This window comes from Streptomyces sp. NPDC048600 (assembly GCF_055587025.1).
Genome location: NZ_JBVJGZ010000005.1, coordinates 307,205 through 326,132 on the forward strand (window position 1 = coordinate 307,205; position 18,928 = coordinate 326,132).

At 72.9% G+C, this 18,928-nt stretch carries 19 protein-coding genes; 11 read left to right on the forward strand and 8 right to left on the reverse strand.

What is annotated here, in order from left to right:
- Positions 1-278: 278 nt before the first annotated feature.
- Together ACZ6SQ_RS09430 and ACZ6SQ_RS09435 are read left to right on the forward strand one after the other, a co-directional pair.
- Positions 279-965 (forward strand): hypothetical protein, encoded by a 687-nt coding sequence (locus ACZ6SQ_RS09430; RefSeq protein WP_469558497.1) that lies wholly within the window; start codon positions 279-281, stop codon positions 963-965.
- A 47-nt stretch (positions 966-1,012) separates the two neighbouring features.
- Positions 1,013-1,774, forward strand: a complete 762-nt coding sequence (locus ACZ6SQ_RS09435; protein WP_469558500.1) for a bestrophin-like domain — start codon at positions 1,013-1,015, stop codon at positions 1,772-1,774.
- Between the two features lie 6 nt (positions 1,775-1,780).
- Here ACZ6SQ_RS09435 and ACZ6SQ_RS09440 read toward each other — a convergent pair whose 3' ends face one another.
- A complete protein-coding gene (locus ACZ6SQ_RS09440) occupies positions 1,781-2,560 on the reverse strand; it encodes an SDR family NAD(P)-dependent oxidoreductase (protein WP_469558503.1) in 780 nt (259 codons plus the stop codon).
- Positions 2,561-2,602: 42 nt separating this feature from the next.
- Positions 2,603-4,162: an APC family permease gene (locus ACZ6SQ_RS09445; RefSeq protein WP_469558506.1), complete on the reverse strand. Its 1,560-nt coding sequence runs from the start codon at positions 4,160-4,162 to the stop codon at positions 2,603-2,605.
- 474 nt (positions 4,163-4,636) lie between these two features.
- On the opposite strand from ACZ6SQ_RS09445, the gene ACZ6SQ_RS09450 reads away from it, so the two are divergent.
- Complete coding sequence (locus tag ACZ6SQ_RS09450; protein WP_386380130.1) at positions 4,637-5,374, forward strand: D-Ala-D-Ala carboxypeptidase family metallohydrolase; 738 nt, start codon at positions 4,637-4,639, stop codon at positions 5,372-5,374.
- A gap of 126 nt (positions 5,375-5,500) precedes the next feature.
- Positions 5,501-6,166, forward strand: a complete 666-nt coding sequence (locus ACZ6SQ_RS09455; RefSeq protein WP_469558510.1) for a lipoprotein — start codon at positions 5,501-5,503, stop codon at positions 6,164-6,166.
- 66 nt (positions 6,167-6,232) lie between these two features.
- On the opposite strand, the gene ACZ6SQ_RS09460 is transcribed toward ACZ6SQ_RS09455, so the two are convergent.
- The gene (locus ACZ6SQ_RS09460) at positions 6,233-7,159 is read right to left on the reverse strand and encodes a GNAT family N-acetyltransferase (protein ID WP_469558513.1); all 927 of its coding nucleotides are present in this window, start codon (positions 7,157-7,159) and stop codon (positions 6,233-6,235) included.
- Between the two features lie 202 nt (positions 7,160-7,361).
- On the opposite strand from ACZ6SQ_RS09460, the gene ACZ6SQ_RS09465 reads away from it, so the two are divergent.
- Positions 7,362-8,201, forward strand: a complete 840-nt coding sequence (locus tag ACZ6SQ_RS09465) for an alpha/beta fold hydrolase (protein WP_469558517.1) — start codon at positions 7,362-7,364, stop codon at positions 8,199-8,201.
- Positions 8,202-8,219: 18 nt separating this feature from the next.
- Here the strand turns inward: ACZ6SQ_RS09465 and ACZ6SQ_RS09470 are convergent, their stop codons facing one another.
- From ACZ6SQ_RS09470 to ACZ6SQ_RS09480, 3 genes are all read right to left on the reverse strand, one after another.
- Positions 8,220-8,492, reverse strand: coding sequence for a hypothetical protein (locus ACZ6SQ_RS09470; RefSeq protein ID WP_469558520.1), 273 nt, complete (start codon positions 8,490-8,492; stop codon positions 8,220-8,222).
- Positions 8,493-8,734: 242 nt separating this feature from the next.
- Entirely contained in the window at positions 8,735-9,298 is a 564-nt protein-coding gene (locus ACZ6SQ_RS09475; protein ID WP_469558522.1) for a hemerythrin domain-containing protein, read from the reverse strand.
- Positions 9,299-9,495: 197 nt separating this feature from the next.
- Complete coding sequence (locus tag ACZ6SQ_RS09480) at positions 9,496-9,948, reverse strand: YbhB/YbcL family Raf kinase inhibitor-like protein (RefSeq protein WP_469558525.1); 453 nt, start codon at positions 9,946-9,948, stop codon at positions 9,496-9,498.
- Positions 9,949-10,185: 237 nt separating this feature from the next.
- On the opposite strand from ACZ6SQ_RS09480, the gene ACZ6SQ_RS09485 reads away from it, so the two are divergent.
- Together ACZ6SQ_RS09485 and ACZ6SQ_RS09490 are read left to right on the forward strand one after the other, a co-directional pair.
- A complete protein-coding gene (locus tag ACZ6SQ_RS09485; RefSeq protein ID WP_469558527.1) occupies positions 10,186-10,662 on the forward strand; it encodes a hypothetical protein in 477 nt (158 codons plus the stop codon).
- 338 nt (positions 10,663-11,000) lie between these two features.
- Positions 11,001-11,570 carry a PadR family transcriptional regulator gene (locus ACZ6SQ_RS09490; protein WP_386380138.1) on the forward strand — a complete coding sequence of 190 codons (570 nt, stop codon included), beginning with the start codon at positions 11,001-11,003 and terminating at the stop codon, positions 11,568-11,570.
- A gap of 63 nt (positions 11,571-11,633) precedes the next feature.
- Here the strand turns inward: ACZ6SQ_RS09490 and ACZ6SQ_RS09495 are convergent, their stop codons facing one another.
- Positions 11,634-12,023, reverse strand: a complete 390-nt coding sequence (locus tag ACZ6SQ_RS09495; protein WP_469558530.1) for an SRPBCC family protein — start codon at positions 12,021-12,023, stop codon at positions 11,634-11,636.
- Between the two features lie 141 nt (positions 12,024-12,164).
- On the opposite strand from ACZ6SQ_RS09495, the gene ACZ6SQ_RS09500 reads away from it, so the two are divergent.
- The 3 genes from ACZ6SQ_RS09500 to ACZ6SQ_RS09510 all read left to right on the forward strand — a co-directional run bounded on the left by ACZ6SQ_RS09500 (position 12,165) and on the right by ACZ6SQ_RS09510 (position 16,034).
- A complete protein-coding gene (locus ACZ6SQ_RS09500; protein ID WP_469558533.1) occupies positions 12,165-13,859 on the forward strand; it encodes a hypothetical protein in 1,695 nt (564 codons plus the stop codon).
- A gap of 238 nt (positions 13,860-14,097) precedes the next feature.
- Positions 14,098-15,459: a diacylglycerol/lipid kinase family protein gene (locus ACZ6SQ_RS09505; RefSeq protein WP_469558537.1), complete on the forward strand. Its 1,362-nt coding sequence runs from the start codon at positions 14,098-14,100 to the stop codon at positions 15,457-15,459.
- On the forward strand, positions 15,459-16,034 hold the full coding sequence (locus ACZ6SQ_RS09510; RefSeq protein ID WP_469558539.1) for a phosphatase PAP2 family protein: 576 nt from the start codon (positions 15,459-15,461) through the stop codon (positions 16,032-16,034). The genes ACZ6SQ_RS09505 and ACZ6SQ_RS09510 overlap by 1 nt, the downstream gene beginning before the upstream one ends.
- A 60-nt stretch (positions 16,035-16,094) precedes the next feature.
- On the opposite strand, the gene ACZ6SQ_RS09515 is transcribed toward ACZ6SQ_RS09510, so the two are convergent.
- Positions 16,095-17,198 carry a CapA family protein gene (locus ACZ6SQ_RS09515; RefSeq protein ID WP_469558542.1) on the reverse strand — a complete coding sequence of 368 codons (1,104 nt, stop codon included), beginning with the start codon at positions 17,196-17,198 and terminating at the stop codon, positions 16,095-16,097.
- Between the two features lie 192 nt (positions 17,199-17,390).
- On the opposite strand from ACZ6SQ_RS09515, the gene ACZ6SQ_RS09520 reads away from it, so the two are divergent.
- Positions 17,391-18,836, forward strand: coding sequence for a glyceraldehyde-3-phosphate dehydrogenase (locus tag ACZ6SQ_RS09520; protein WP_469558544.1), 1,446 nt, complete (start codon positions 17,391-17,393; stop codon positions 18,834-18,836).
- Positions 18,837-18,928 lie beyond the last annotated feature (92 nt).

The window sequence follows — 18,928 nt, forward strand, 5'->3', positions numbered from 1 at the left end:
CGAGCGATGACAAACGATCTCGGAGGGAAGCCTAAGTTAAGGCAAGCCTAACTTGGTACGCGGGTCCGGTCTATGGGCTCATAAGCCAGCTTTATGGATGGTCAAACCAGCGCTTGGGGGCCCGTCCCACTCTCGCAGAGACCGCCGCCCACCCGCCCTCCGGGTCACCGTGCCGGGCCGCAGAGCCCTCCCGGTGGACGCCGCGCCCGCGGTCGTGACCCCGCGCGAGGAAGATCGTTCTTGCAGCTCGACAGGTCGTTGCGAAAGGGGAACCGCCGGTGAGCTGCTGGATCGCCGTGGGTCTGGGCGCCGCCGCGTTCGTCCCGCTGCCCGGGGCCGTCGGCGCTCAGGCACCGGCGCAGCCCGAGGGAGCCTTCTGGAACGCCCGCGTGGCCGTCTGCGCCCCCGACACCGGCCCGACGGCCCCGGCGGAGTACCCGGACCCGGAAGAGCCCGCGGCGTACGGGGAGTTCTCCGTGACGCACGCCGAGGAGCCGCCCGTGTACGGCGCCCCTCCGCCCCGGTACGGCGCCCCTCCGCCCCGGTACGGCGATCCGCCGGTCACCCCGTACGGCGATCCGCCGGTCACCCCCTACGGCGAACCGCCCGCCGCCCCCACCAAGGACCGTGCGGCGTCCGCGCCCCGCCGGGCCGCCGCCACCCCGCCGAGAGCATCCGAGCCCGCCCCCGGGCCGGCACCGGCCCCGCAGGCGGCCCCTCCCGGAGCACCGGACACCCCCGCGCCCTCAAAGCCCCCCGCACGCCCCGCACACCCCGAACTCCCCGCCGCCGAGGCGGCCTTCGACCCCTTCCGCCAGGTGTACCCGCACCGCCCCCCGGCCCGGTCCGAGCGCAGGACCGCCGGCGGCCTCTCCCTGGTCACCACCAGCACCGTGGTCACCACGCCCGCGATCCTCGCCGCCGCGGCACTGCGCCCGGGTTCCCGCCGCCGCCGCGCCACCTGACCGCACCGCCCCCTCGCACGACCCCGCCCACCCCTCTGGAGTCCCACGTGCCGGAATGGCTGATCTACACCCTGGCCGCCCTCGTCGTCTGCGCCCTCGTCGTCGCCACGACCGTCGTACGCCACCGTCGCGTCGACGCGGACGAGGACACGTCCGAGACGCCGGACGTGCTCGAGTACATGGTGATGATGGTGGGCGTCGTCTACGCGATCGTCCTGGGCCTCGCCATCGCCGGTGTGTGGGAGGCGCGGGGCGCGGCGGAGGACACCGTGCGCCGCGAGGCCCTCGCCCTGCACGAGATCGACCAGCGGGTGGACGTGTATCCGGCGGAGTTCCGCGACCAGGTGCGCGGGCACATCGACGCGTACGCGCGCCACGCGGTGACCGCCGAGTGGCCCGCCATGGAACGCGACACCGAGCCCGGCGCGACCGGGGCCGAACTGCTCGGCCGCATCCGGTCCGACATCGCGCACCGCACACCCGACGACGAGCTCCAGGCGCAGGCCTACCAGCCGCTGCTGGACGAGGTGGCCGCCGCGGACATCGCCCGGCACGAGCGGCTGGACGGCGCGGGCACCACCCTGCCGGGCGTGGTCTGGTTCGGCCTGGTCGCCGGCGGGGCGGTCACCCTGGCCCTGCTGTTCGCGCTCCAGATCCGCCGCTCCGTACGGGAACTGCTGCTGGCCACCGCGTTCAGCGCGCTGGTGGTGTTCCTGCTGTTCCTGGTGTGGAGCTTCGACGCCCCCTTCGGCCACTCCGGCGCCGAGTCCGCCGAACCGCTGATGAGGCTGTACGTCTCCGAGGTCTGAGCGGCCTCAGTGCACCGACAGCCCGCCGTCGACGAAGATCGACTGCCCGGTGACGTACGCCGAGGCACGGCTCGCCAGGAAGACGGCCGCGCCCGCGAAGTCCTCGGGCAGGCCGTTGCGGCCGGTCATCGTGCGGGCGGCGAGTTCGGCCAGCTTGCCGGGCTGCGCCTGGAGCCGGGCGTTCAGCGGGGTCGGCACCATGCCCGGGACGAGCGTGTTGCAGGTGACGCCGTACGGCGACCACGCCTCGGCCTGTGAGCGGGCCAGCGACTCCAGCGCGCCCTTGGACACGCCGTAGGCGCCGCTCTGGACGAAGGCCCGGTGCGCCTGCTGCGAGGTGATGTGGATGATCCGCCCGTGGCCCCGCTCGGCCATGCCGGGGCCGAAGCGCTGGCCGAGCAGGAAGGGGGCGTCAAGGTTGACCGCCATGGTGGTGTCCCAGACGTCCTCGCCCAGCTCGCCGAGCGGCGGCCGCAGGTTGACGCCCGCGGAGTTGACCAGGATGTCCGGCTCGCCGAACCGGGTCACGGCCTCCTCGGCGGCCGCCCGCACCCCGTCGCGGGTGCCGAGGTCGGCGCTCACCCAGGCGGCCCGGCACCCGGCGTCCGTCAGCTCGGCCACCGTGTCCGTCAGCTCCGCCTCGCGGCGGGCGACCACCACCACGCTCGCCCCGGCGCGGGCCAGCGCCCCGGCGATGGCCCGGCCGATCCCGGAACTGCCACCGGTGACCAGCGCGACACGGCCGTCGAGCGAGAACAGACCAGCGAGATAACCGTCCTTGATCATGGGCTCAGCCTAGGACGGTGTCCGTCCCGGCGTCCGGCCGTCTCAGTCCTCGGCGACCAGCGCGGGCGTGGACTTCGTGAGCACCTCGCCGCGGAAGAAGGCCGGGCTGCGCCGCTGCATCGTCAGCATGATCACCACGCCGACGGCGAGCAGTCCGACGCCGATGACGAAGACCGAGCCGACCCCGAGCACCGACGAACCGCTGCCGTAGGCCGGGTCCCACATGTCGATCAGGGTCTTGGCGAAGACGGCCGTCAGCAGCAGCCCGCCGACTACCGGGAACAGGCCCTTGAACAGCAGGTCGCGGCCGGACCGGCGCAGGTCGGCCCGGAAGTACCACGCGCAGGCGAAGGCGGTCAGGGCGTAGTAGAAGCAGATCATCAGGCCGAGGGCGTAGATCGTGTCGACGAGGACGTGCTCGCTGACCAGCGTCATGACCGTGTAGAACACACCCGTCGCGATGCCGGAGGTGACGGTGGCGCGGCCGGGCGTCCTGAAGCGGGGGTGGACCTCGGCGTAGGAGGCGGGCAGCGCGCGGTACGCCGACATCGCGAGCACCGTGCGGGCGACCGGGATGAACGTGGTCTGGAGGCTGGCGGCGGCCGAGGCGAGCACCGCGACGAACAGCAGGATGCCGAGCGCGGGGCCCATCACCGGACCGGCCAGCGCGGCGAACACGTTGTCGGAGGTCTCCGGGTTGGCGAGGCCGAGGCCCCGGTCGCCGGAGCCGACGACCATCTGCGCGGCCACGCCGGTGGCGAGGTAGGAGCCGACCAGCACGACCATGGCGATCAGCGCGGCCCGGCCCGGGGTGCGGCTGCTGCCGCTGGTCTCCTCGTTCGCGGTCAGACAGGCGTCCCAGCCCCAGTACATGAAGATCGACAGGGACAGGCCCGCCGTGAAGGCGGCGAACGAGCCGACCGCGAACGGGTTGAGCCAGGACCAGGAGAAGTCCGCGCCGGTGGGGAAGTCGGCCCCGCCCGCCTTGCCGAAGGCCATCGCCACGAACACGGCGAGCACCAGCAGCTGGAGTCCGACGAGCGCGTACTGCACGCCCTTGGTGGCGGTCATACCGCGGTAGCTGATCACGGTGGCCAGGGCGATCAGCGCCAGACAGGTGACGATGTGGACGGCCTTGTTGCCGTCCAGCGCGGCCACCGACTCGCTGCCCGTGACCTCGCCCGCGAGCAGCCAGAAGTACGACGTGGCCACGCCCGCCAGGTTCGACAGCACGATGATCGTGGCGATCACCAGACCCCAGCCGCACATCCAGCCCACGCGCGGCCCGAACGCCTTCACGGTCCAGGTGAAGGAGGTCCCGCAGTCCGGCATCACCTTGTTGAGCTCGCGGTAGGCGAAGGCCACCAGGAGCATCGGCAGGAACCCCGCGAGGAACACGGCCGGCATCTGGAGGCCGACCTCGCCCGCCGTGGAGCCGAGGGTGGAGGTGAGGCAGTACACCGGGGCGACGGTGGAGACGCCGATGACCGCGCTGCCCAGAAGGCCGACGGAGTTCCTGCTCAGGCCTTTGGTGCGCATGCCTTCGACGGAGCGCCCGTCGCCGTCGTCCGCGGCCCGGGGCCGTACGTCCAGCTGAGTCATGAACAGGACGTTAAGTTCTGCGGTTTCCGTGCCGGACGAGTCGCGGGGAAGCGCGCCCGGACAGACGTGTGCCATTCATTCGATGGTCAACTCTTGTCTATGCCTGCGTTTCCAAGGCGTGTCGCCCGGTCGGGCTGATCCTTCCAGGTGGGCACTCCTGGTGTCCGATATTCGGTAATCGCAGCCGGGACCGGAATTCGCCTTCCGGAATTTTCCGTGTGACCCACATCACGCGGGTGGCGAGGGGGTGACGGGCGGTGGTCAACGCCGTTGCCGGGCCTGCCGATCGCCGTCGCGGCAAGGGGTTACCGCTGGTCGTGAAGGGGGTGGCGGACGGGGCGGGCGAGGCGTGCCGCGGAGGCGCGCCCGGCGCTTCGCGTGGATCCGTATCGCCCGGCCGGGGCGTGGTTGACGCGCGTCACATCTCCCGCCACGCTCTGCGGTGCCCGATGTCACTCCGGCCTAGGGGAGCAGATGCTCAGACGCGCGCTTCGACTCTTCGCCTCACTTGTCATGATCATGTCCGGCACCTTCGCGGGAACCGTCCTCACCGCGGGCACCGCCCACGCCGACGGCTGCTACACCTGGACCCGCACCCTGTCCCAGGGCTCCTCCGGAGCCGATGTCACCCAGCTCCAGATCCGTCTCGGCGGCTACGCGGGCTACGGCTCGGTCCTCGCCGTCGACGGCTCGTTCGGACCGGCCACCGCGGCCGCCCTCAAGCGCTTCCAGTCGGCCTACGGCCTGGCCTCGGACGGCGTCGCGGGCACCAACACCTTCAACAAGCTGTACGCGCTCCAGGACGACGACTGCACGCCGATCCACTTCACGTACGCCGAGCTCAACGACTGCAACAGCACCTGGTCCGGCGGCGCGGTCAGCGCGGCCACCGCCAAGGCCAACGCCCTGCGCACGATGTGGAAGCTGGAGGCGATGCGGCACGCCCTCGGCGACCAGCCGATCACCGTCACCAGCGGCTTCCGCTCCTACGCCTGCAACTCGGCCGTCGGCGGCGCGAGCAACAGCCGCCATCTCTACGGCGACGCGGCCGACCTCGGCTCCGGTCCGCACTCCCTGTGCACCCTGGCCAAGCAGGCCCGCAGCCACGGGTTCCGCGGCATCCTCGGCCCCGGTTACCCCGGACACAACGACCACACGCACGTCGACCACCGCGACAGCCAGTACTGGTCGGCGTCCACCTGCGGCATCTGACCACGGCCCGCGTACGGATGATCTTCCCGCCCCCGCTCGGATACAGTGTCCCGCCGGATTCCGGAAGGGGACACGAACGTGCGGGTCGGGGCGGGAAGAAGCGCGGGGCGGGCCGGGGCGGGAGCGGTGACGCGGGGCCTGCTGTACGCGGCGCTGCTGGCGGGGGCGTTGACGGCGTGCTCCGACGGGACCGGCGAGGACGCGAAGCCGTCCGACCCGGGCGCGAACTCCTCCACGGGCGCGAAGGCCCCGGCGAGCGCACCGGCCGACGACGCCGGCGCCGTCGAGAGCGGCGGCACCGTCGGCCGGGCCGGGTCCGCCTGTGAACTCCCCGTCAGCTTCGACATCGCCGCCGACTGGGAACCGGAGGCCGTCGAAGCGGCCGCGGCCGGGGACAGCGAGGCCGTCGCCGACCTCCTGCGACAGGGCCCCGTGAACGCCGCCTGCGAGGTGGACGCCAAGCCCGCCGGGCACATCGGCTTCCTGCGCGTCTGGACCGGCGAGCCCGGCGCCGACGACCCGCGCGAGATCCTCCGGGCCTTCGTCGCCGACGAGGACGGCAACACCGGTGAGAAGTACGGCACGTTCGAGGCGGCCGACGGCGTCACCGGCGCCGAGGTGGAGTACACGCACACCAACGAACTGCTCGAGGAGACCAAGCAGGAGCGCGCCTTCGCCGTCGTCACCGACAGCGGCCCGGTCGTCGTCCACCTCGGCGGGATGGACACCGCGGAGCACCGGAACATGCTCCCGGCGTACGAGCTGGCCAAGCGCACCCTGCGGACGAACTGACCTCACGGAACGGCCCGGGGCCCGATCCGTGAACGGGCCTCGGCCGTGCTGCGGCAGGACAGGCCCCTACGAGAGCTCCGCCTCCCAGGTGTCCACCGCGTAGTGCACGGTCATGCCGTGGCGGCGGTACAGCTCCGGCGCCCCGGTGGCGTTCGAGGTGTCCACGCCCAGGCCCACGGTGTCCCGGCCCAGCGCGGCGAACGCGGCGAAGGCGTGCCGCAGCAGCAGCCCGCCGAGCCCGCTGCCGCGCGCGTCGGCCAGTACGCCGACACTGCGGATCCAGCCCATGGCCTCACGGTCGTTGCGCGCCAGCAGGAAGCCCGCGTCGCCCAGTTCGCCGGTCGTGGCGATCCACACCAGGGACCAGTCCACGGTGTCGCCGTCGATGTCGCTGAGCCAGGATGCGTAGGCGCGCGGCTGGAAGTCGAAGTGCTCGGCGAACGTCTCCTGGTAGAGCCGGTGCACGAGTTCCCTGTCCGCCTCGGTGGCGCAGGGCCTGATCCGCACGCCCTCCGGCAGGGCGGGCGGCTGGTCCGCCGCGGGGTCCAGCGGCCGGTGCAGCACGTGATAGCGGCGGACGGCCTGCCAGCCGCGGTCGCGCAGCCGGTCCTGGTCGGTCGTGGGCCGTACGTTCAGATGCAGATGGACCACCGCCCGCCGCGCCCCGTTGTCACGCGCCTTCTCCAGCGCCCTGGCCTCCATGGCCGCGAGGACGTCGAACCCCGCCTGCTGGTGGTCGGGCAGCACATAGTGGTCGATGTCGACGCGCTCGCCGCCCGACTCGTCCCACAGCAGCCCGTACGCCACCAACCGCTCGCCCTCGAACGCCAGCCAGGAGTCGCGCTCCAGGTCGGACTCGGGATGCTTCAGATCGGCCTCGACGGTGTGCAGATCGGTCTCGGCCCGCCCGATCTCGATCAGGTCCACGGCATTGAGGAGGTCGGTGATGGCGGACGCGTCGGCGAGGGTGGCCGGACGGAGGGTGGCTGGCATGGCGCCAGCGTCCGGTCTCGGGGTACCGGCCCGCAACGGGTTTTCCGCACATCCGCCCGCACATCGCCCATGTGCCCGTGTGGGCTTCGGCGGCCCGCGGGCGGCACCCCACGACCGGTTCCCCGGACGTCACCCGCGCGCCGCGTGCCGTACGGCGAAATCCGGTTGCCGGGACCCCGGACGGCTGAAAAAGTCGCCGATCATGGCCACTTTCTCGGCGTTCGACGGCACCACGCTCGCGTATCACGTCTCAGGACAAGGGGAACCGCTGGTCTGTCTGCCCGGCGGTCCCATGCAGGACTCCCTCTACCTCGGTGACCTGGGCGGACTCGGCGCCCGGCACCGGCTGATCATGCTGGACCTACGGGGAACCGGAGCGTCGTCGGAACCTGTCGACCCGGCCGGCTACCGGTGCGACCGGCTGGTCGACGACGTCGAGGCCCTGCGCGCCCATCTCGGCCTCGACCACATGACCCTGCTGGCCCATTCCGCCGGCACGAACCTCGCCCTGCGCTACACCGAGCACCACCCCGCCCGCGTCGCCGGGCTGGCGCTGCTGACGCCCAGTCCGTTCGCGGCGGGCATCGCCGTCTCCGGGGAGACACGCCGCGAGACCGCGCTGCTGCGCCGGGACGAACCATGGTTCCCCGAGGCCTTCGCGGCCCTGGAGGAGATCATGGCGGGCCGGGCCACGGCGGCGAGCTGGCAGGCCGTCGCGCCCTTCAGATACGGGCGTTGGGACGAGACGGCACAGGCCCACCAGGCCGCCGAGGCGACCCAGCGCAACGAACAGGCGGCCGCGGTCTACGGCTCGGAAGGGGCCTTCGACCCCGACACCACCCGAGCGGCACTCGCCGCCTTCGACCGCCCGGTGCTCGTCCTGGCCGGTGAGCTGGATCTGAACTCCCCGCCCGCCGCCACGGCCGAACTCGCCGCGCTCTTCCCCGACGCCCGGCATGTCGTCCAGCCCGGCGCGGGGCACTTCCCCTGGCTCGACGACCCGTCCGCCTTCGTCCGGGCCCTGGACGACTTCCTGTCCTGAGCTGCGGAGGCCGGGGTCTCAGACGGCCGTGGCCTCCGCGCAGCCCGCCTCGGGGGAGTGCTCGGCCACGTCGGCGCGTTCGATCAGCAGTCGGGCCAGTTCGCGCGCCTCCGTGGCGGTCAGGGACGCCCAGACACCGGGACCGCCGTCCTGGTGGCCGCCCACGTCCAGCGTGACCCGGCTGATGGGGCGCTCCTCGGGCGCGAGCCTGAGGCACTTCACCTCGATCCGGCGACCGCACCCGGTCACCAGCGGAATCGCTCCGGCCGCATCAAGCCCTGTCGACGCCATCGGTGTCACGCCCCTTCTGCTGCAACGTCGTTGGCCGCCCCGTCGGCCGAAATGCGCAGGACCGTGTGCCCGCCGGGCACGAGGGGGAGAGCGGGCCGATCCCGTCCGTCCCGGGTCCGGCCTCGCATCTTCCACAACGCCGCGTCGGCCCGCGCCATTCCTGCCGCGGTGCCCCTCCCGGTTCCCGGCGGTCCGGTTGCCAGGACGCCAGGCTCTCCGGGACTCCCGTTCTCCCGGGGCCGTCAGACCGACTTGCCCCGCCCCGTGAGCGCGTCGCGCATCCGGTCGACCATGCCGATGCCCGGCGCCAGCAGCTTGTTCGCCGGGGGCGTGGACGGCGCCGACGGGTGCGGCCGGGTCGGCGCGGCCTTCTTCGCCATGCGGACCTTGTCACCGAGGTCGTCCAGCGCCTCGGGCGGGCAGGACGCGCGCAGACCGGGGAAGAGAGTGCCCTCCTCGTCGGCCAGGTGGGCCCGGACCTCGGTCATCAGGCCGGTGATCAGTGCGTCGAACCGCGGGTCGTCCGCGCCGCAGCTCTCCAGGTCCTTCATGATCCGCTCGGCCTTCGAGTGGTCCTCGATCTCCCGGTCGGCCAGGGCGTCCCCGTTCGGCAGGTGCTTGCGCACGGCCGGGTAGAGATAGGCCTCCTCGGCCACCGAGTGCCGCACCAGCTCCATCGTGACCTGGTCGGCGTACAGCTTGCGGTCCTCGGCGCCCGGCGGGAGCGCCTCGATCCGGGCGAAGAGCTGCTCGACCTCCCGGTGATCGGTCACCAGTTCGTCGATGACGTTCCCTCCGTGACCCATGTTCCACACCTCCGTGTCGGACGACGGGCTCCGGTCGGGCCCGCCCGCGCCCGAGTGCCCCATGGCGGCGCGGCTACACGAGGGCGCCCGGGAACCACAAAGGCACGCACGACCCGCTGTCCGCCGGACCGGGCCGCGGCGGGGCGGCACCGCCCGGCCGACGCCGAAGGCTCGTACGGGCCGTGCCTCTCCCCGGCTCACCGCCGGTACATGCCCACCAGCGTGCCGCTGGCCATCTCACGCTCCTCCAGGATCCGGTGCACCTGGTCCGCCGAAGGCGCGTCGGGCAGGACGACGGGCTCGCCGAGGGCGTAGAGGCGGAAGTAGTAGTGGTGCGCCTCGTCGCCCGGCGGCGGGTGGGGGCCGCCCCAGCCGCGCCGGTGGTAGCCGTTGACCAGGTCGGTGCCGCCCCGGGGGTGCTCCCCGGAACCCGTGCCGCCGCTGTGCGGATCGATGCCCACGCAGACCCAGTGCACGAAGGTGCCCGAAGGGGCGTCGGGGTCCTCGCACACCAATACCAGCTCCGCCGCGTCGTCCGGCACCCCGGACCAGGCCAGCGGGGGAGAGATGTTCTCGCCCTCCAGCGCGTACCGGCGCGGGATGGACGCGTGGTCGTCGAAAGCGCTGCTGCTCAGTTCGATGCCGGTCATGCTCCCGGGGTACCACCCCCGGGACGGACGTGCATGCGGAGCAGGGTGTGGCCGCTGCGCCGACGCGGCCGGGCCGGGATGTGGTGGAGGACACGGAACCGGGCTGTTTCCGGGCATGTCCGGCGCGGGGAGGGGCGGGCTACCGTGATGGGACCCCCCATCGACCGACGTGATCCGGACGGCCCGGCAGTGCTTCCAGACCTTTCCTCACTCGTCGCGGCGACCGTCCGCTGGCTCATGTCCGCCTACCCGCCCGGCGGCGGTGCCCTGGCCGCCGCGCTGTGCGAGGCGCAGGCCCGCCAGGCGGTGACCGTCGCCGCCGAACTGCGCTACCCCACGGCCATGGACGCGGCGCTCGTCACCTTCGCCGGGCCCGGCGGCTCGGCGCGCCTGGACCGGATCTCGGGCGCCGGCCTCGCCGAGGGCGACCCGGCGGACGACGCCTGGCGGACCTGGGTCGACGAGGTCGTCGCCAGCTGGGCCGCGTGTCTCCTCGCCGACCCCGCCCTGGCCGTGCGGTGCGTGGCCGCCGTGGGCCGGGCCGGGCACACCAGCGTGACCCCGCTGGGCTTCCGCCGCCTGACGGCCCCGGACGAACGCGCCCTGCGAGCCGCGCCGCTCCTGCGCCACCCCGACCTGCTGGCCCCGGTCGCCGCCCTCCACAGGGACGGGCTGCTGGACCGCCTGGAGGCCGAGGAAGCGCTGAGCGTCTGAGCCGTTGAGGGGCCGGGTGCCTGGAGCCCTGAGCCGGTGACGTCCGGGCGCCTGGGCGGCCCGCGGTCCGAGGGGCCGGCCTCCCGAGCCCGGGAGCTCCGGCCGCCGAGCACCCCGCACACCAGGGCTTCAACACCGGCTCGATGCGCAACATCTACTCGCCCAATGTGCGCTGCCACCGCATCCGCCAGGCGATCAGCGCGGGGGCGAGGAAGTACTGAGCGGGACTCCGGCAGCATTGGGCCGGGCCCGGAAGCCCGGGCACGGGGCACGGGCCGCACGCGGCGGAGTGCATAGTCAGCTCGTTGACTACTCAACGCGAGTGCTAGCTTGCTGCCATGGCACTGCGAAACGCGCTCATGGCGGCCCTGCTCCAGGGCGAGGCCTCCGGCTACGACCTCGCCAAGCAGTTCGACGCCTCGGTCGCCAACTTCTGGATGGCCTCGCCGCAGCAGCTCTACCGGGAGCTGGAGCGCATGGAGGGCGACGGCCTGATCAGCGCGCGGGTGGTGGAGCAGGAGCGCCGCCCCAACAAGCGGCTGTTCTCCCTCACCGAGGCCGGGCACGAGGCCGTACGCGCCTACGTCGCCGAGCCGCCGGCCAAGCCGACCGCGATCCGCGACGAGCTGATGGTGAAGGTGCAGTGCGCGGACGTCGGTGACATGGACGCGGTACGCGCGGCCGTCGCCGAGCGGTCGGAGTGGGCCACCGCCAAGCTCGAACGCTACGAGCGGCTGCGGCAGCGGCTGCTGGACGGCCGCACCGAGGACGAGTACTTCGCCGAGGCCGAGCGGATCGGGCCCTATCTCACCCTTCTGCGGGGCATGGCCTTCGAGCGGGAGAACATCCGATGGGGTGAAATCGCGCTGCGTCGACTGGAGCAGCGCTCGGCGGCGCGCAGCGCCTGATCCGCCGCCTGCGCTCCGCGCCCGTTCCTCGAAACCGGACGGCCGTCGGCGTGTGCCCGGGGCTCAGCCCAGCACGGCGGCGATCTCGTCCATGACCCTCTTCCAGTGCGCGCGCCGCGCCTCACGCTCCTCGGCGCTGCGCAGTCGCTCCTCGTGGAACCGCAGGACGGCGCTGGTGCCGCCGCCCGCGGGGGAGACCGTCATCTGTACGGTCGCCGTCCCGTGCGCGAGGCGGATGCGCTCGCCGGGGCGGTAGCCGCGCACCTCGCCCTCGGTGCCGTCGGCCGTCCGGTACGCGGACCCGCGCTCCGGCGCCGGCTCCGCCCCGGCGCCCAGCCAGAGGGCGAGCCCCTCGGGGCCGCTGACGAAGTCCCACACCGCGGCCGGCGGACGGTGCAGGGTGCGCGAGACGCCGATCTCCCAGCCGGCGTCCCTGGTGAGTCCCGTGGGCATGGACCAGTCCTTCCCTGAGCCTGCGACGACGTAACCAGTATAAGTGGTTACGCGCGGGCGGGCCAGGTCCGCCGCCGCTAGGCTGCGCCGCACGACCGCGGCCCACCGGCGGCCCGGGCGGCCGACAGCCAGGGAAGACGCATGGATTACTACGACCTCGGCAGCCACACCCGCCCCGTGACGACGGCCTCGTCCACCGCCCAGCTGTGGTTCGACCGCGGGCTGGTGTGGACGTACGCCTTCCATCACGAGGAGGCCGTCTCCTGCTTCGAGAAGGCCGTGGCGGCCGACCCGGACTGCGCCATGGCCCACTGGGGCATCGCCTACGCCCTCGGCCCCAACTACAACAAACCGTGGGAGTTCTTCGACGAGGGCGACCTGGCGCGGACCGTCGAGCGCACCCACGCGGCCGTGGAGCGCGCCCACGAGCTGGCGGACCGCGCGACCCAGGTCGAGCGCGCCCTGATCGAGGCTCTGCGGGCCCGCTATCCGCAGGACCGGCCCGTCGAGGACTGCTCGGTGTGGAACGCGCCCTACGCCGAACGGATGGCCGCCGTCCTCGCGCTCGCCCCCGACGACCTCGACGTGGCGACCCTGTGCGCCGACGCGCTGATGAACCTGACGCCCTGGCAGCTGTGGGACATGCGCACGGGCGAACCCGCCGAGGGCGCCCGGACGCTGGAGGCCAAGGCCGTCCTCGACCGTGCGCTCGCCACCGACGCGGGCACGGTCCACCCGGGCCTGCTGCACATGTACATCCACCTGATGGAGATGTCCCCGACCCCGGAGGCGGCCCTGCCCGTCGCCGACCGGCTGCGCGGCCTGGTCCCCGCCGCGGGCCACCTCCAGCACATGCCCTCGCACCTGGAGGTCCTGTGCGGCGACTACCGCAGCGTGGTCAGCGACAACAGCACGGCGATCGCCGCCGACCAGGAGATCCTCGCCCGCAACGGCGCGATGAACTTCTACACCCTGTACCGCTCGCACAACTACCACTTCAAGATCTACGGCGCCATGTTCCTCGGCCAGTCCCGGGTCGCCCTGGACACCGCCGCGCAGCTGGAGGCCAACATCCCGGAGGACCTGCTGCGGGTGGAGAGCCCGCCCATGGCCGACTGGCTGGAGGCCTTCCTCGCCATGCGGGTCCATGTGCTGATCCGCTTCGGCCGCTGGGAGGAGATCCTCGGACTGCCTCTGCCCGCCGACCCGGCGCTGTACTGCATGACCACCGCGATGCTCCACTACGCCCGCGGCGTCGCGTTCTCGGCGACGGGCCGGATCCCCGAGGCCGAGGAGGAGCGCGAGCTGTTCCGCGCGGCCGTGGGCCGGGTGCCCGAGACCCGGATGCTGTTCAACAACACCTGCGCCGACATCCTCGCCATCGCCTCCGCCATGCTCGACGGCGAACTCGCCTACCGGAAGGGTGACTTCGACACCGCCTTCGCGGCCCTGGAGCGGTCCGTCGCACTCGACGACACCCTGCCCTACGACGAGCCCTGGGGCTGGATGCAGCCCACCCGGCACGCGCTCGGCGCCCTGCTGCTGGAGCAGGGGCGGATCGAGCGGGCCGAGGCCGTCTACCGGGCCGACCTCGGGCTGGACGACACCCTGCCGCGGGCCTGCCAGCATCCCGGGAACGTCTGGGCGCTGCACGGCTTCCACGAGTGTCTCGTCCGGCTCGGCAGGCTCGGCGAGGCGGGCATCGTCGCCCAGCAGCTGAAGATCGCCACCGCCCTCGCGGACGTACCGGTCGAGGCGTCCTGCTTCTGCCGGCTGGACACCTCGGCCGCCGACTCCGGCGGGTGTTGCGGCGAACCGCACGAACACGAAAGCTGAACATGCCGGGGACGCGCTGCGGCTTTGGACCTGTGACGGCGGCCCGCCGGCGCTGCGGGTGATCCCGTCCCCCACCCGACCGCACGACCACAGGCCGCCCCCGTGTCAGGGGGCGGCCTCCCGTGCCTGATGGCCCGCGAAGGGCCATCATGAAGCATGAGATCGTCGACGACGCCGCCCGGTTGACGCTCCGACGGCGGGGCAGACGACGACGATCGGACGGAGGGCAGGGAGAGGGATGGCGACAGCGGTGGGATCCGGCTCCGGCTCGGGCGGCAGTGGGGCGGGCGACGGCCGGGCCCGCACCTGGGCACGGCTCGCCGTACTGTGCGCCCTCGGCGCGTTCGCCTTCATCGCCGCGGCGGCCGGCTCCGGCGGTGTGCTGCTGCTCGTCATCGGGCTGCTCGGCTCAGCGCTCACCGGCGCCGGTGTGTGGTGGGCCCTCGCCCACCGCCGGGCCGCGCGGCTGCTGGGCGTACTGCTGGCCGTGGTCACGCCGATCGCCGTGCTGGTGCTGTTCGCCGCGACGGGCGTGTGGCTCCTGGCCGTCGCCGTGATCGTCCTGTGGGCGGCCGCGCTGGGCTTCGCCCGCGCCTGTCTGCGTCGGCTGCGACAGCCGTACGGCATGCACGCGCGCGGCACGCCGCCGCCGCGCCGCCCGGTGCTGATCATGAACCCGCGGTCCGGCGGCGGCAAGGTCGAGCGCTTCGGACTCGTCGAGCGCGCCGAGGCGCTCGGCGCCCGCGTGGTGCTGCTCGAACCCGACGGACCCGATGTCGAGACCCTGGCCCGGCAGGCGGTCGCCGAGGGCGCCGATCTCCTGGGCGCGGCGGGCGGGGACGGCACCCTCGCCATCGTCGCCTCGGTGGCCGTCGAGCACCGGCTGCCCTTCCTCGTCGTCTCCGCGGGCACCCGCAACCACTTCGCCATGGACCTCGGCCTCGACCGCAACGACCCCTCGACCTGCCTCGACGCCCTCACCGAAGGCGTCGAGCTCCGCGTCGACCTCGGTGACGTCGACGGGCGCCCCTTCGTCAACACCGTGTCCTTCGGGGCGTACGCGCACATCGTGCAGAACCCCGACTACCGCGACGCCAAGACGGCCACCGCCCTCGAACACCTCCCGGACCTGCTCCAGGGCAGCGAGGGCGCCCATCTGGAGGCCGACGCCGACGGCACCGAGGTGTCCGGTCCGCAGGCGCTGCTGATCAGCAACAACCCCTACGCGCGCGCCGACCCGTTCGGCGGCGGCCGCCGGCCCCGGCTCGACCGCGGCAGCCTCGGCGTGATCGCCGTACGCGTGGAGGGCGCGGCCGGGGCCGCCGAGGTCGCGCTCCTCGGCGAACGGGCCGGGGGCATCACGGTGCTGACCGCGACCCGGGTGGTCGTACGGGCCGACACCGACACCGTTCCGGTGGCCGTGGACGGCGAGGCCCTCACCATGCCGGTGCCCGTCGTGTGCACCGTACGGCCCAAGGCGCTGCGCATCCGGGTGCCGCGGCACCGGCCGGGCGCCGCCTATGTGACACCGCCGGTGGACTGGCGGCGCATCGTCCACCTGGCACTGACCTTCCGCACAGCACCACAGGGAGCCGAGTGATGTCCGACCACCCGCCCAACGACCGCCTGCCCCACCGTCGCCTCGCACGCGACCTCGGTGCCCTCGACCAGGCGCTGTACGAGGCGGTGACCGTCACCGAGACACCGGCGCTCGACAGGGCGCTGCGCCGGCTGTCCGCCGCCGCGGACCACTCGAAGATCTCGGTCGCCGTCGCGGGGCTGCTCGCGCTGGTGCCCGGACGGCCGCGCCGCGCGGCACTGCTGGGCATGGCCGCCGTCGGCGTCGCTTCCGCCAGCGCCAACCTGGTCGGCAAGAAGCTGGTACGGCGGCGTCGGCCGCACCGGGCCGAGGACTCGCCGTTCCCCGGGCGGCACGTCGCGATGCCGGACTCGGCGTCCTTCCCCTCCGGCCACACGGCCTCCGCCGTCGCGTTCGCCGCCGCCGTCGGCCCCGCGCTGCCGGTCGCGACCGTCCCGCTCGGCCTGATCGCCGTGGCCGTCGGCTACTCCCGTGTGCACACCGGCGTCCACTACCCGGGTGATGTGATCGCCGGGGCGCTCCTCGGCACGGGCGCGGCGGCGGTGGTGCTGACGGCGGCACGGTCGACGCACTGACGACGTGTGGGGGAGGCCGCAAGTGACAGTGGCGGAAAGGGTGTTCTGTGCGCCGGGCTCCTATGCGGCGGGCCGGGCCGTCAGCGCGTCTCCGGCCGGGTCGACCCGGATGCCGTAGGGGCGGCTGACGCGGTCCAGGGTGTCGCGCAGCCACCGCGCGTCCTGCGCGGGGGCCCGTTCCAGACGCAGCCGGCGGCTGCGCAGGGGGATCAGGCGTACCCGGCGCAAACGGCCGTCGCCCTCGTCGAGTTCGACGAGGTACAGCAGGCGCAGGTCGTCGCGGTAGTGCTCCTGGCCGCCGATGCCCTCGTAGTCGTTGACGAGGTCGCCGCAGCCGTGCAGGACGAGCCGGCCGCGGCGCAGCTCCAGCGGCCGTGGATGGTGCGAGGAGTGCCCGTGCACCACATCGGCTCCGGCGTCGACCAGGGCATGGGCCAGGGCACGGTCCGAACGCGCCGGTGGATAGCCCCAGTTGGAGCCCAGATGCACCGACACCACGACCAGGTCCCCGGCCCGCTTGCGTTCCGCCACCGCCGTCAGCAGCCGGGGGAGTGTGCCGTCCCCGGCGAGGTGGACTCCGCTGCGCCCGGCCGTCGCCGCCCAGTCGCGGGGGACCCCGCTGGACTCGGCCGCCAGACCGAACACGCTCAGCCGTACGTCCGGACGTGGGTGGAGGGTCACCGGTGCGCCCGCCTCCCCGAGGTCCGCTCCCGCTCCGGCCGTCGGCAGACCGGCGGCGGACAGCGCGGCCAGGGTGTCGGCCAGACCGCGGCGGCCGTAGTCGAGGACGTGGTTGTTGGCCAGCACGCACACGTCGGGGCGGGCCACGGCCAGCGCCGGGAGGTTGTCCGGGTGCATCCGGTAGTGCACGGCCTTGCCCGGCAGGAAGGCGTCGTGGCGGGTCACGGCCGTTTCGAGGTTGACGATCCGGGCCTGTGGCGCCGCCGCGTCCAGCAGCTCCGGCACCTCACCCCACGGGTAGCCGAACCCGCGGTCCCGGGGCACGGCCCCGTTGCGGTCCTCCGCGAGGGCGACGTAGACCCGGGCGTCGTGGACGTACTGCTCGGGGATCGCCGGATCGAGCGGGCGGGGCAGGAGCTGGTCCACTCCCCGGCCGAGCATCACGTCGCCGCAGAGGAACACCGAGACCGGCTCGCCGTCCATACCTCATGACACCCGGCACGGCCGCGGCGCGCAAACGAGCGCGGGCCTCGCCGAAAGGAGAGGGGAGGAGGATCGTAAAAGGTGCTTACCGGGACAGAAGTCCACCCGAGTGCGGTCTCCGGGCCACCCCGTGAACGGCCGGATTCTCATCGGGTTAGCATATGAGCGCCGTCTAGCTCGAAAGTGAAGACTGTGACTGTCAACGACGACTCGTTCACCAACTGGAAGAACCGCGAGGAGATCGCGGAGTCGATGATCCCGATCATCGGGAAGCTGCACCGCGAGCGGGACGTGACCGTCCTGCTGCACAGCCGCTCCTTGGTGAACAAGTCGGTGGTCAGCATCCTCAAGACCCACCGCTTCGCCCGGCAGATCGACGGCGAGGAACTCTCCGTCACCGAGACGATGCCGTTCCTCCAGACCCTCACCACGCTGGACCTCGGCCCCTCCCAGATCGACATCGGCATGCTGGCCGCCGAGTACAAGGCCGACGACCGCGGCCTGTCGGTCGCGGAGTTCACCGCCGAGGCCGTCGCGGGTGCCACCGGCGCCAACAAGCTCGAGCGCGGCGAAGGCCGTGACGTCGTCCTGTACGGCTTCGGCCGCATCGGCCGCCTCGTCGCCCGCCTGCTGATCGAGAAGGCCGGCTCCGGCAACGGCCTGCGCCTGCGCGCCATCGTCGTCCGCGGCGGCGGCGAGGCCGACCTGGTCAAGCGCGCCTCGCTGCTGCGCCGCGACTCGATCCACGGCCAGTTCCAGGGCACGATCACCGTCGACGAGGCGAACAGCACGATCGTCGCCAACGGCAACGCGATCCGCGTGATCTACGCAGGCGACCCCTCCGAGGTCGACTACACGGCGTACGGCATCAAGGACGCCATCCTCATCGACAACACCGGCAAGTGGCGCGACCGCGCGGGCCTGTCCCAGCACCTGCGCCCCGGTATCGACAAGGTCGTCCTGACCGCCCCCGGCAAGGGCGACGTCCCGAACATCGTCCACGGCGTCAACCACGACACCATCAAGCCGGACGAGCGCATCCTGTCCTGCGCCTCCTGCACCACCAACGCGATCGTCCCGCCGCTGAAGGCCATGGACGACGAGTACGGTGTGCTGCGCGGCCACGTGGAGACCGTCCACTCGTTCACGAACGACCAGAACCTGCTGGACAACTACCACAAGGCCGACCGCCGGGGCCGTTCCGCGCCGCTCAACATGGTGATCACCGAGACCGGTGCCGCCTCCGCCGTCGCCAAGGCGCTGCCGGAGCTCAAGGCCCCGATCACCGGCAGCTCGATCCGCGTCCCCGTCCCGGACGTCTCGATCGCCATCCTGAGCCTGCGCCTGGGCCGCGAGACCAACCGCGAGGAGGTCCTCGAGTACCTGCGCGACGTCTCGCTGCACTCGCCGCTGAAGCGCCAGATCGACTTCACCACGGCCCCCGACGCCGTCTCCATGGACTTCGTGGGCTCCCGCCACGCGTCCATCGTCGACGCGGGCGCCACCAAGGTCGACGGCGACAACGCCATCCTCTACCTCTGGTACGACAACGAGTTCGGCTACTCCTGCCAGGTCGTCCGCGTCGTCCAGCAGGTCTCCGGGGTCGAGTACCCCACCTTCCCGGCCGCTCAGGCCTGAGCCCGGCCGCGGGGGGGGGGGGGGGGGGGGGGGGGGGGGGGGGGGGGGGGGGGGGGGGGGGGGGGGTAGGAGGGGGGGGGGGGGGAAAGAAG